The following is a 12,658-nucleotide window of genomic DNA, read 5'->3' as shown; positions in this document are numbered from 1 at the left end:
TCAGCGCGCCTCTTTGGCGCCTTTACCCTTTTCCTGCTCCCGGTAGGCTTTGGGAGATATGGCGTGTTTTTTCTTGAACAACCTTGAAAAATAAAATACAGATTCAAAACCGGTCTGGTATGCCACCTCGTTTACCGGCAAATGCGTGGAATCAAGCAGGTGCCTGGCTTTTTTGAGGCGCAGGTTCAGGTAATACTGATTGGGAGATTCGCCGGTAACCTGCTTGAACATTTTCCGGAATTTGGAATAGCTGACGGGCAGCTCTTTCACAATGTCTTCAATATGGGTAGATTCTTCAATGGCCTCCCGCATCAGGAATTTTGCTTTCAGCACCAGGCTCTCTTCCTGATCGTTATGCTGCTGGCCGTAGTAAGAATGGCTATGTATGCGCGCCATAATTTCCAGCAGAATGGAAGACAGCACCTGCGGGTAACCTAACTGCCCTTCTTCCACCGTGTCAAACAGCTTGTGGAAGAGGATCAGTATTTCCTCATCCGCTCCCAGTTCTATTACCGGGCCGCTGTTCCTGAAAAAATCCTGCTTCATGAAGTTGTCCGGGTAATACCCTTTAAAGCCTATCCAGTACTCCGTCCATCCTGAATTTTCATGCGGCTTGTACCGGTGCCACATACCGGGGTACAATAAAAAACAGGTGCCGCCGTATACCGGTTGCGGCGGTCTGTTCGCGGACTCGAATACACCGGTACCGGAGGTAATGTACACCAGCTGGTACTCTTTGAGCGTGCGCCCCGTTTTCCAGGTAAAGGCGTGGCTGGAAGGGTGCTCCCGCGTGGCGGGATATGTTTTGGCATCTGCCGGTTCTATTCTGTTGCAACCGGTGGTAGTGAGGTAAAGCCCCCATTTTTCTTCCAGCGAAGTAACCGTGAAATACTTTCTGAAATTCTTCATACACGTGGCTATTAATGTCAAAAAGTACAAAAAATCCTGTAGTTTATATAGGCGTCATCCCGACCGCCTTGTTACTTTTAGCATGAGCAATTATGCACAGACGTTAACAGTATACCACGATGCGAACAAACAGGTTAAGGCTCCTCGCTGCCTGCGTGTTGCTGGCGCTGGCCGGCCATGCCCAGCAAACCGGCCACACCTTCCGGCAGCTGCAGCAGCAATTTGCCACGCCCGGCAAACAATACGGCAGCGCACCGCTATGGGTATGGAACACCCGGATCACGAAAGCGGAAATAGACGCCATGCTGGCCGACTTTAAAGACAAGGGGTTTGGCGGCGCCATCATCCACCCCCGCCCCGGCCTCATTACACCCTACCTTTCCACTGAGTGGACGGAACTGTACCGCTACTCCGTGGCCAAAGGGAAAGCCCTGGGCCTGCACATCTGGATATACGATGAAAACTCCTACCCCAGCGGCTTTGCCGGTGGTCACGTACCTGACCAGATGCCCGGGTCTTATAACCAGGGGCAGATGCTCCAGATCAGCAAGGTGGAACAACTGCCCGCAGATACCAAAGATGTGTTTATATGCCTGAAAGAAGAGAGCGGCCATTGTACGGATATTACGGCCACTATGCGGGCAGAGCAGGGAAAAAAAGGGAGCTACTACCTTTTCAAAAAAATATACTACGGCAAATCAGGCTGGTACGGCGGGTTTTCTTATGTAGACCTGATGGTGAAAGGCGTTACGGAAAAATTCCTGGAACTGACCATGAAAGGTTATGAACAAACCATCGGAAAAGAATTTGGCCATACGGTACAGGGAATTTTTTCGGATGAGCCCAGCATTCAAACGGAAGGCGCCCATACCATCCGCTGGACGCCAGACCTGTTCAGCACCTTCCGGCAAACCTGGGGATATGATCTGCAGCCGCACCTTCCCTCCCTGTTTGACGAAACAGGCAACTGGAAAGAAGTACGCCATAATTACCAGCAGGTATTACTGCAACTGTTCATAGACCGCTGGTTCAAACCCATGCACGCCTACACGGAAAAACACGGCCTCAAATGGACTGGCCACTATTGGGAGCACGCCTGGCCCAACCCCAACTTCGGGCCGGATAATATGGCCGGCTACGCCTGGCACCAGCAGCCAGGGATAGACATGCTCTTCAACCAGTTCAATGAAACAAGCCCGAACGCGCAGTTTGGCAACATCCGTTCGGTAAAGGAACTGAGCAGCGTGGCCAACCAGCTGAATAAAACAAGAACGCTCAGTGAAACTTACGGCGGCGGCGGTTGGGAACTGACCTTTAAAGACATGAAGCGGCTGGCGGACTGGGAGTTTGTGCTGGGTGTCAACTTCCTGAACCAGCATCTCTCCTGGATGACGCTGGCCGGCGCCCGCAAGGGAGACTATCCGCCTACGTTCTCTTACCAGAACGCCTGGTGGGAACACTACACGCCGTTAAACCGTTATTATGCACGGCTTTCCATGGCGCTAAGCCAGGGCAGCCAGCACAACGAAATACTGGTCATAGAGCCCACCACCTCCGCATGGATGTATTATGCCCGCAATAAACGCCACCAGCGGTTTGAGGAAATAGGGCAAAGTTTTCAAACATTTGTGACCCGCCTGGAGAAAGCCCAGGTAGAATACGACCTGGGCTCGGAAGACATCATCCGCCACCATGGCAAAGTGGACGGCGGGCGTTTTGTGGTGGGGCAAAGAGCCTATACCACCGTGGTGGTCCCGCCCGGCATGGAAAATATCAATGCCCCTACGTTAGCGTTATTGCAGGCTTACGTGGCGGCGGGCGGAAAGGTGCTGCTTTTTGAGAACCTGCAATTCACAGACGGCCGCCCGCTGCCATCGCAAACGTTGCAACTGCCGGTGCAGCCGGCGTTAACGGCCGGCGCCATACGGCAACATTTCCAGGCCGCAGATTTTGAGATCACCGCGCAGCAGGGAGACTCCATTGGCGGCAATCTTTTTCACCAGCGCAGAAGGCTGGATGACGGGCAGCTTGTTTTTCTCGTTAATTCCAGCATGGAACATGCTTCCACCGGGCGACTGAAAATAAAAGGCAAAGACGCCCTGCTGCTCAACCTTTTCTCCGGCAGCATCACCAACTACCCTGAACAGGAAGAGGGCGGCAGCATTACGGTGAACTTTTCCATACCGCCTGCGGGCAGCATGCTGCTGTTTGCAGCCGGCCACCGGCAAACCGGCTTTGCCCCGCATCCTTTGCCCGCAAAAGGGCATATTTTGCCCGCTCCTCCCAGCCAGGCGCTGCGGCCTGAAAACAATACGCTGATGATAGATTTCTGCGATGTAACTTTTGCGGACACGCTGATGAAAGACCAGCACGTGACCATGGCGGCAGATATTGTTTTCAAACACTACGGCTTCAGCAGCGGCAACCCATGGAACCACGAAGTGCAGTTCAAAGACCGCATCAACGAAAAAGATACTTTCTCCACAGGCACCGGTTTTACCGCTACCTACCGGTTTACCGTCAGCCAGGGCGTACCCCTGAACAACATCACCGCCGTAGTAGAACGGCCCGGCCTCTGGAGCAACGTACTGGTGAACGGCACTCCGGTGCAGCCGGTAAAAGGGCAATGGTGGCTGGACAGGGCTTTTGGCACGTTCTCCATTGGCCACCTGCTCAAACCCGGCGAAAATACCGTTACCCTTGCCATAGCCCCCATGAGCATACATGCGGAAATAGAACCTGTGTACATATTGGGAGATTTCAACCTGGCCGCTGCCGCCAAAGGCTGGCAGATAGTGCCGCCTGCCCCGCTGCAAACCGGCAGCTGGAAAGAACAGGGGCTGCCGTTGTACGGCCACAACATCACTTACCGTAAAACGGTAACGTTGAACACGCTGAACGGAACATACGCTGTACAGCTCGGCGCCTGGAAAGGCACGGTAGCCCATGTTACGGTGAACGGCAAAAAAGCGGGCATCATTTTTTCCGAACCGGACACGCTGGCCATTACGCCGCTGCTCCGCCAAGGCCGCAACGTGGTGGAAGTAACGGTAACCGGCAGCCTGAAAAACTTGCTGGGGCCGCATCACAACCAGCCTAAGCCCGGGCTTGTCAGTCCCTGGCACTGGCGTAACATCAAACATTACCCGCCCGGTAAAGACTATGACCTGTATGACTATGGGCTGATGGAAGATTTCAGCATTGTACAATATTCGAAATAGACCACATGCAAAAACTGATGATGCTGGCGCTGCTGTTGCTGGCCAACGGCAGATTACTGTCTCAGCCCGTGCAGCTCCGCTGCGAGTACCGCAAAGACCCTTTGGGTGTTACCGCGCTGCAACCGCGCCTTTCCTGGGAAATAACACCGGACCGGCGCAATACGGAACAAACGGCCTGGCAGGTAATGGTAGCTGAAGATTCCGCGGCCCTCACACACGGCGAGGCCGGCATGTGGAACTCCGGCAAGGTGCCTGGCGCGGCTTCCATACAAATACCTTACAACGGCCAAACGCTGCAGCCCGCCAAAAAGTATTACTGGAAAGTGCGTTACTGGAACGGCAAAGGCAAACGCTCCCGCTGGAGCGAAACGGCCTGCTGGCAAATGGGGCTGCCGGAACCGCAGCATTGGCAAGGCGCGCAATGGATAGCTTATGAAGACATCCCTGCCGCGGAAGTGCGGGTACCCGCCGTACACGGCGCCGGACAAGCGGCCTGGGGGCCGGGCAAAAATACATTGCCCCTCCTGCGCAAAACATTTACGGTTTCAAAACCGCTGAAACAGGCCACCATCTTTATTTCCGGGCTGGGCCATTTTGACCTGTTCCTCAACGGGGAAAAACAGGGAGATCACTTTCTGGACCCGGGCTGGGTGCAGTACCGGCAGCAGGCGCAATACCTCAGCTTTGACCTCACACGGGAGCTGCGGGGCGGAGAAAACACCCTGGGCGTAATGCTGGGCAACGGCTTTTATCACATACCGCGCGAGCGTTACCGCAAGCTGACCGGTTCTTTCGGTTACCCGAAAATGATCTGCCGGTTGTTGCTGGTCTATGAAGATGGAACGGAAGAAAATGTGATGAGCGGAACAGATTGGCAAACGGCCCCCGGCCCCATCACCTACTCCAGCATTTACGGCGGGGAAAGTTATGACGCCCGCCTGGAGCAACCCGGCTGGAGCACACCGGCCTTTGATGCCCGCGGCTGGAAAAATGCCATTGCCGTAAAAGGCCCGCCGGTACTCACCAGCCAGATGATGGAACCGCTCCGCATCATGGATACGCTCCGTACGCAAAACATCCGCCAGCCCAAGCCCGACGTGTGGGTATATGACCTGGGGCAAAATGCTTCGGGCATACCGCGCATCACCGTGCAGGGCGCCAGGGGCACAGTGATACGCATCACACCCGGCGAGCTGCTGGATGACAGCAACCGGGTAACCCAGCAAGCCTCCGGCGGACCGAGTTTTTACACATACACGCTGAAAGGCGGCGGCCCGGAAACATGGCAGCCGCAATTTACTTATTACGGCTTCCGCTACCTGCAGGTAGAAGGCGGCGCGCCGGGCAAGGAGCTTGTCAACATAGAAGGCCTGCACACGCGCCATGCCGCCCCCGTGGCCGGTTACTTCAACTGCTCGGATACCCTGTTCAACAAGATCTACCAGCTCATTCATTGGGCTATACAGAGCAACCTGGCCAGTGTGCTCACAGATTGCCCCCACCGCGAAAAACTGGGATGGCTGGAGGTGCTGCACCTCATGGGCAATTCCATGCGGTACAATTACGAACTGGCCCCCTTCTTCAAAAAAATACTGGCAGACATGCGCGGCGCACAGTTGCCCAATGGCCTGGTGCCGGACATTGCGCCGGAGTACACCATATTTCACGGCGGCTTCAGAGACTCGCCGGAATGGGGCAGCGCCGCCGTTATTGTGCCCTGGGACGTATACCGGTGGTATGGAGACACGGAGGTGCTGGAGGAGAACTATCACATGATGCAGCGGTATGTAGACTACCTGGGCCGAAAATCATTGACAGATACGTTGAAGCACGGCCTGGGAGACTGGTTTGACATTGGCCCGAAAGGCGTGGGCCCTTCCCAGCTAACGCCTATTGAACTGACCGCCTATGCCACCTATTATGCAGACCTGCAGATCATGGCCGCCACCGCCGCATTGCTGCAAAAGCCGCAAGACGAGCGGCTGTACACCCACCTTGCCGGAAAGGTGAAGCAGGATTTCAACAAGGCCTTTTTTCATGCAGACACCCAACAATACGCTACCGGCAGCCAGACCGCCAACGCCATGGCGCTGTACATGGGGCTGGTACCGGAGCAGCACCGGCCTGCCGTACTGCAGAACATCCTGGCAGACATTGCCAAGCGGAACAACAGTCTCAGCACCGGGGAGGTAGGCTTCAGCTACTTGCTGCGCGTATTGCAGGCGGCGGGCCAGTCTGAACTGATCTATAAAATGAACAACCGCTCAGATGTACCGGGTTATGGCTATCAGCTTGCGCACGGCGCCACGGCGCTAACAGAATCCTGGCAGGCGTACCGTTTTGTATCTAACAACCACATGATGCTGGGCCACCTGATGGAGTGGTTCTATGCGGGGCTGGCGGGCATCGGGCAGGCAGACAGCAGTGTTGCGTTCCGCCATATCACTATACGCCCGCAACCGGCCGGCAGCCTTACTTCCGTAAAAGCCGGTTATCATACGCTGTATGGCATGGTACGCAGTGAATGGAACAAAACAGGTAATACTTTTGAACTGCAGGTGGAAATACCGGCCAACACTACGGCTACCGTATACCTGCCGCTAACCGGCGCAGGCATTGTTACAGCAAACGGCCGGTCTGCGGAGCGGGTAAAAGGGCTGCGGCTGGCAGAGAAAGACGGCACAACGGCGGTGTACGAAGCCGCGCCGGGCCGGTACCGTTTCAGTATAAAGTGATCTGCTTGCCTGTCTGATAGCGCTTCAGCTCAATAATGCCTTCGGGCAAGGGCTGGCTGTTCCAGGCCGCATGCAGGGCCAGCGCCGCGCCCAGCGCGGTGGCTTGCGGTATGGTGGCGGCGTATACTTCCATGTCAGGGAACATGGAGGCCAGCAGGTGCATATAGATCTCGTTTTTGCCAAAGCCTCCGTCTACAAAGATCCGCTTCACCGGCCTGTCTTTCAGCACCAGCTGGGTAGAATGGTATTGTTGTACGGCAATGTCCAGCACCAGCTGGTGGTAGGCTTCCACATCGGAAGAAAAGGCATGGAGGTCCCGCCGCTCAAATACGCCCGGTTTCAGTGCAGCCATAATCCGCGCATCGTAGGGAATAGACCGGTAATGCAGGGTATGCTGGCTAAAATGCGCGGCAATGCGTTTCACCTGCTGCTCATGCTCGTTGCCGGCAAAGAGGCGCGAAGCCTTTACCGGCCGGCCTTCGTAAGAAAGATAGCAGAGGCAGTCCTGCGCCAGTTCTTCCTTGCTGAGCGGCACGTCGTTAAAAGGGTTGAGGCTGATGCACCAGGTGCCGGTAGAAATCAGCACGAACGGTTCGGGAAATTGCAGCAGGTACGGGATCAAGGCGGCGGATGAATCGTGCAGGCCGGTACCGGCCATGAACGTATGTTTACCGTAGCGCCCCGGCAGTTCTTTGTTGGAAGGCAGCATGGGCGCCAGTTTTCCCAGCAGCCCTTCCTCCTTCACCCATGCATGGTACGCCTGCTGGTCAAAGTCCCAAAGCGCGGTATGGCAGCCAATGCTGGTGATGTCAGAACATAGTTTGCCGGAAATGAGGGAGCTGATGTACTGCGGCAGGTGCAATGCATATTGCATGGCATTGAACACGGCGGGCTGCTCTGCTTTCAGCCGGTACAATTGCAGCCCCGAGTTGAGGCTGCCCAATGCCGGCGAAGCGGTTTGCCGGAGAAATTCATCTTGCCCGCCGTACTTGTTGTACAACCCCTGCTGCAGGGCGGCGGGGTATTGTTTCAAATAATTGTAAAGCGGTGCCAGGGGCTTCCCGTGCTCATCTACGTACACAAGGCTGGCCCCATATGCTGACACATTCACCGCTTTTATCCTGAAATCTTTTCTGTCAAATACTTCGTGCAGGGAGTCGTACACAGACTGCGTGAGACTTTCCAGGTTCTCACAGGCATCGCCGTCTTCATCCGTTATTTCCGTGAACCGGGCTGTTCTTTCCAATACGATCCTGTACTGCTCGTCAAACACGAACAGCTTTTTGTTGGTTTTGCCAACATCAAATACAACTATGACGGGTATTGCTTGCATGTGTTAAAGTCCTGTAGCAAAAGTTTTAGCTCCTCTTTCCCTGATCAGTTCCGCCCGTACGTTAGCAGCGCGGTAAACGCCCAGCGGGTTGAGCGCCCCACCGGCGCGCAGCCGCGCTTCAGCGGCCAGCGCCCTTACGTCCGTACGGAAGGCCTTTTGCAGTATTTCCTGCGCCGCGGCCACATCGTGCCCGGCCTGTGCGGCCGTCAGCGCCTTGCGGTCTACCAGCAGCGCCTGCGCGTAAGCCAGCATAATGGCCTCTACAGATTGCAGCAGGTCTTCCAGCGGGTCTTTCACGTTGTGGGAGGCATCTATCATCCAGCCAAGGCCGGTGGCGTGGTCAATGCCGCGCGCGTCCATGCCTTCCACCAGTTCACAAAAGATAAGGAAAAGCTGGTAGGGTTTGATGCTGCCCACGGTCAGGTCATCGTCCCCATACTTGGAATCGTTAAAATGAAAACCGCCCAGCTTGCCTTCCATCAGCAGCAGCGCCACTATCTGTTCTATGTTGGCATTGGGCAGGTGGTGGCCCAGGTCTACCAGCGTGTAGGCCTGCGGCCCCAGCTTGCTGGCGTAGAGGTAAGACTGGCCCCAATCTCCCACCGTGGTGGAATAAAAGTTGGGCTCAAAGGCCTTGTACTCTACAAACATTTTCCAGTGAGCCGGCAATGCGGCGTAAATTTCCTGCAAGCCTCTCAGGGTGTTCTCAAAGGCCTGGCGGAAGTTGAGCTGCCCGGGAAAGCAGGAGCCGTCTGACAGCCAAACGGTGAGTGATTCGGAGCCCAGCTCCACGCCGTGTCTGATCACTTCAAGGTTATGCTCCACCGCCTGCCGGCGGATGGCCTTGTCTGTGTTCTGCAGGGAACCAAACTTGTAGCTCAGCGCCTGCCCCGGCTGGTCCTGGAAGGTGTTGGAATTCATGGCGTCAAACCGCAGCTCCTGTTGTGCCGCCAGCGCCTTGATGTGCGCGGGGTTGGAGGGAATATCCCAGGGGATATGCAGCGAAATGGCGCCGCTGGAGCGGTTGAGGCGGTGCAGCAGCCCGATGTCTGCTATCTTTTCTTCAAGGTTGCGCGGCTCGCCGCCGCCGGGGAAGCGCCCAAAGCGCGTGCCGCCGGTGCCCAGCGCCCAGCTGGGAATGGCCACCTGGAAATCCGCGAGGCGGGCAACGATGCCTTCCGCATCCGGTATCTCTCCTGAAATGTAGGCAAAGGCGCGCTGATGCGCCGCCAGTGCCTGCTCGTTATGTGCCTGTATGTTGTGTTGTTCTAATTGCATTACCTCGTTTTTTACCGTACAAAAGCCATGGCCACGCCACCGTCTACATTCAATACATTGCCGGTAGACTTGTCCAGCAGGCCACCCACAAAGGCATAGCAGGCATTGGCAATATCTTCCGGCAGGATCACCTGGTTCAGCAGCGTTCTTTTGGCGTAATAGGCGGGCAGTTCTTCCACGGTGATGCCATAGGCTTTGGCGCGGCCTTCGGCCCATGCGCCAGACCAGATGTGGCTGTCAGAGATCACGGCATCGGGGTTCACCACGTTCACGCGGATGTGGTCTTTGCCCAGCTCCGCCGCGTTCAGGCGGCTGAGGTGCAGCTGCGCCGCCTTGGCGGAACCGTAACCGGCGTTGTTGGGACCGGAAACAAGGGCGTTTTTGCTGACAATGTTCAGCACATCGCCGCCCGTGCCTTGCTTGCGCATCACCTTCACGCCGGCCTGCGTAACCAGGAACTGGCCTTTCACCAGCACGTCGTACAACAGGTCCCAGTCTTTTTCGGTATGCTCTTCAATCGGTTTGGAAATAGAGAGGCCCGCGCAGTTCACCACAATATCCACCCCGCCGAACGTGAGCGCCGCCAGGTCAAAGGTGCGGGTAATTGTATCCGGATTGGTAACGTCCAGTACCTCGCCGGCAGACACGTCTCTCCCAAACTCTTTGGTGAAAGCGGTTTTGGCGGTCTCCAGCCGGCTTGCGTCATTATCGCTGATCACTACTACCGCGCCTTCCGCCGCAAACTTGCGGGCTATGGCCTTGCCAATGCCGCCGGCGCTGCCGGTAACCAGCGCCACGCGGCCGGTCAGCGCGCGGGGCTTGGGCATACGTTGCAGTTTGGCTTCTTCCAGCAGCCAGTATTCAATATTGAACGCTTCCTGCCGGGGCAGGGCGGTGTAAGACGAAACGGCTTCAGCGCCTTTCATCACGTTAATGGCATTGATGTAAAATTCAGCCGCCACCCGCGCCGTCTGTTTATCCTTGGCAAAGGTGAACATGCCCATGCCGGGGCAGAGTATTACCACCGGGTTAGCGTCTCGCATGGCCGGGCTGTTGGGATGTTTGCACTTGTTGTAATACTCCGTGTACATGGCTCTGTACGCTTCAAACTGCGGCACCAGGTCTTCTCCTTCCTTCAGCACCAGCGGGCTGATCTTGGTACGCAGAAAGTGGTCCGGGCAGCTGGTGCCCATCGGCGCCAGGCGGTCCAGGTCATTGGAGTTGATAAATTCCAGCACCCGGTCATCATCTGTAAAATGCCCGATCATTTTTGTATGGGACGAGCAGTGCCCGCGCAGCACCGGCGCCAGCGCCGCGGCTTTGGACAGGCGTTCTTCCTTCGGCAGGGAATCGATCTTTGCGCCGCCGAACACCGGGCGCTTTTTGCCCGTGTGTTGCTGCAGGTACTCTGCGCAGCGCTCTATCACTTCCAGCGTATTCATATAACTTTCATACGCCGTATCCCCCCAGGTGAACAACCCGTGAGAGCCCAGCATGATACCGCGGATGCCGGGGTTCTCATCCAGGCATTGTTTCATTTGCAGGCCCAGGTCAAAACCCGGCCGCTGCCATTCTACCCAGCCTATGGTACCGTTAAACAGCTCCTGCGTGATCTTTTTCCCGTCTTTGGCCGCCGCTATGGCAATGGCCGCATCGGGGTGCAGGTGATCTATATGTTTGAAAGGCAGGAAGCCGTGCAGGGGCGTGTCTATGGAAGGAGCTTTGGAATGCAGGTCGTAAATGCAATGGTTGAACAGTTCCACCATTTCATCTTCCATCTCAATGCCGCGGTAAATTTTCTGCAGGCTCCGCAGCCGGTCTACGTACAAAGCCGCCAGGCCGCTGCGTTTGAGCGTACCCAGGTCTCCGCCGGAACCTTTTACCCACATTACTTCCGTGGCTTCGCCGGTAAGCGGGTCCGGCGCCATGGCCTTACAGGAAGTGTTGCCGCCGCCATAGTTGGTTAACCGGAGGTCAGCGCCCAGGAGATTGGAACGGTAGATCAGCAAAGCTACTTCGTCGCCTGCCATGGCGGCGGCCTTTGCTTCATCCCACAAATAGCTTACATGTTTAAATTCTATAGTCATCGGATATATTTAATGGTTCAATGAACTGCCATAGCCTACCAGTACCACAGACAGGATGATCATGGCCAGCCCTGCCAGTATGGTGCGGTATGTTTTTTTGCTGACGCCCTTCCACTCCTTCAGCGTAAAGCCCCACATGCTGGAGATCAGTATGATGAAAGCCATATGGAGTATCCAGGAACTGGCGCCGTTGCCTAATTTGCTTTCGCCCATGCCGTAAAAGAAAAACTGGAGGAACCAGGTGGTGCCGGCTATTGCGGCAAAAAAATAGTTCTTCAGCAAGGGTGTTTGCGGGTTGGCGTAATCGCGGAAAGAGCGGTTGCGCACATTCAATACCATGCACCAGATAAAATTGGTGGTGAGCCCGCCTAACATGATCACTACAAAAATAACGTTGTTGCGGAACAAGGGGTTGGCATTGTTCTGCACGGCCGCCTCTCCCATAGATTCTCCCGCGGAAATGGCAAAGCTCATGCAGGCGCTCAGTATGCCGGACACAATGGCTACCACCAGCCCTTTTTTCAGGTCAAACTCCTGGATGCTGGCCTTTTGCGCTTCGGAAGACAATTCTTTTTCCTTGCGCATGCCCGCCTTGCCGCTGATGGCAATGCCCAGCAGGCATACCACCACGCCCAGCAATACGAACAGGCCGCCGGTGCTGTGCAGCATGGCCATAAAATTGTTGGGGCTGTCTGTAACCAGCCCGCGGTAAATAGGCGGTATCAGCGCCCCGAAGGCGGAGCAGAAACCCAGCGCAACGGCCATGCCGAGAGACATGCCCAGGTACCGCATAGACAGGCCGAAGGTTAAACCGCCAATGCCCCATAAAACACCCAGGAAATACGTCCAGAACAGGGTGCCGCCGCCGGTGGAGCGGATAATGCCCATAAAGTCCGGCACGGTGAGCCAGGCGGCCACAAAAGGAACGATCAGCCAGGAAAACATGCCGCCCACTATCCAGTAACTCTCCCAGTTCCAACCTTTCACTTTTTTGTAAGGGATGTAAAAACTGCCGGAGGCGAACCCGCCTATGAAATGAAAAAATATACCAAGGATAGCCAGCATAAAATTTAGTCGTGGATTTTATAAAGTTGG

At 55.7% G+C, this 12,658-nt stretch carries 7 protein-coding genes; 2 read left to right on the top strand and 5 right to left on the bottom strand.

Translation table 11 applies throughout. From position 1 onward, the window contains the following. Complete coding sequence (locus D3A97_RS09850) at positions 1 to 909, bottom strand: helix-turn-helix transcriptional regulator (protein WP_119078182.1); 909 nt, start codon at positions 907 to 909, stop codon at positions 1 to 3. 119 nt (positions 910 to 1,028) lie between these two features. Here D3A97_RS09850 and D3A97_RS09845 point away from each other — a divergent pair, with 119 nt between their 5' ends. After that, positions 1,029 to 4,130 carry a glycosyl hydrolase gene (locus D3A97_RS09845; RefSeq protein ID WP_119078181.1) on the top strand — a complete coding sequence of 1,034 codons (3,102 nt, stop codon included), beginning with the start codon at positions 1,029 to 1,031 and terminating at the stop codon, positions 4,128 to 4,130. 5 nt (positions 4,131 to 4,135) lie between these two features. Beyond that, entirely contained in the window at positions 4,136 to 6,865 is a 2,730-nt protein-coding gene (locus D3A97_RS09840) for a glycoside hydrolase family 78 protein (protein WP_119078180.1), read from the top strand. Here the strand turns inward: D3A97_RS09840 and D3A97_RS09835 are convergent. From D3A97_RS09835 to rhaT, 4 genes are read right to left on the bottom strand one after another with little or no spacing between them, the layout of a single operon-like run. Further along, entirely contained in the window at positions 6,852 to 8,198 is a 1,347-nt protein-coding gene (locus tag D3A97_RS09835; protein WP_119078179.1) for an FGGY-family carbohydrate kinase, read from the bottom strand. The genes D3A97_RS09840 and D3A97_RS09835 overlap by 14 nt on opposite strands. Positions 8,199 to 8,201: 3 nt before the next feature. Next, positions 8,202 to 9,476 carry a sugar isomerase gene (locus tag D3A97_RS09830; RefSeq protein ID WP_119078178.1) on the bottom strand — a complete coding sequence of 425 codons (1,275 nt, stop codon included), beginning with the start codon at positions 9,474 to 9,476 and terminating at the stop codon, positions 8,202 to 8,204. Between the two features lie 11 nt (positions 9,477 to 9,487). Continuing rightward, positions 9,488 to 11,563: a bifunctional aldolase/short-chain dehydrogenase gene (locus tag D3A97_RS09825; RefSeq protein ID WP_119078177.1), complete on the bottom strand. Its 2,076-nt coding sequence runs from the start codon at positions 11,561 to 11,563 to the stop codon at positions 9,488 to 9,490. Positions 11,564 to 11,572: 9 nt separating this feature from the next. Beyond that, positions 11,573 to 12,628 (bottom strand): L-rhamnose/proton symporter RhaT, encoded by a 1,056-nt coding sequence (gene rhaT / locus D3A97_RS09820; protein ID WP_119078176.1) that lies wholly within the window; start codon positions 12,626 to 12,628, stop codon positions 11,573 to 11,575. Positions 12,629 to 12,658 lie beyond the last annotated feature (30 nt).

Source organism: Chitinophaga alhagiae (assembly GCF_003568665.1).
Classification (GTDB): domain Bacteria; phylum Bacteroidota; class Bacteroidia; order Chitinophagales; family Chitinophagaceae; genus Chitinophaga; species Chitinophaga alhagiae.
The sequence above is the reverse complement of the archived record's forward strand: the minus strand, read 5'-3'. Positions and strand labels throughout refer to the sequence as shown.

Excerpts from the sequence above, each read along its gene's own strand:
- D3A97_RS09845 (WP_119078181.1), top strand. The coding sequence starts at position 1,029 with ATGCGAACAAACAGGTTAAGGCTCCTCGCTGCCTGCGTGTTGCTGGCG.
- rhaT (WP_119078176.1), bottom strand. The coding sequence starts at position 12,628 with ATGCTGGCTATCCTTGGTATATTTTTTCATTTCATAGGCGGGTTCGCC.
- D3A97_RS09830 (WP_119078178.1), bottom strand. The coding sequence starts at position 9,476 with ATGCAATTAGAACAACACAACATACAGGCACATAACGAGCAGGCACTG.
- D3A97_RS09835 (WP_119078179.1), bottom strand. The coding sequence starts at position 8,198 with ATGCAAGCAATACCCGTCATAGTTGTATTTGATGTTGGCAAAACCAAC.
- D3A97_RS09850 (WP_119078182.1), bottom strand. The coding sequence starts at position 909 with ATGAAGAATTTCAGAAAGTATTTCACGGTTACTTCGCTGGAAGAAAAA.
- D3A97_RS09825 (WP_119078177.1), bottom strand. The coding sequence starts at position 11,563 with ATGACTATAGAATTTAAACATGTAAGCTATTTGTGGGATGAAGCAAAG.
- D3A97_RS09840 (WP_119078180.1), top strand. The coding sequence starts at position 4,136 with ATGCAAAAACTGATGATGCTGGCGCTGCTGTTGCTGGCCAACGGCAGA.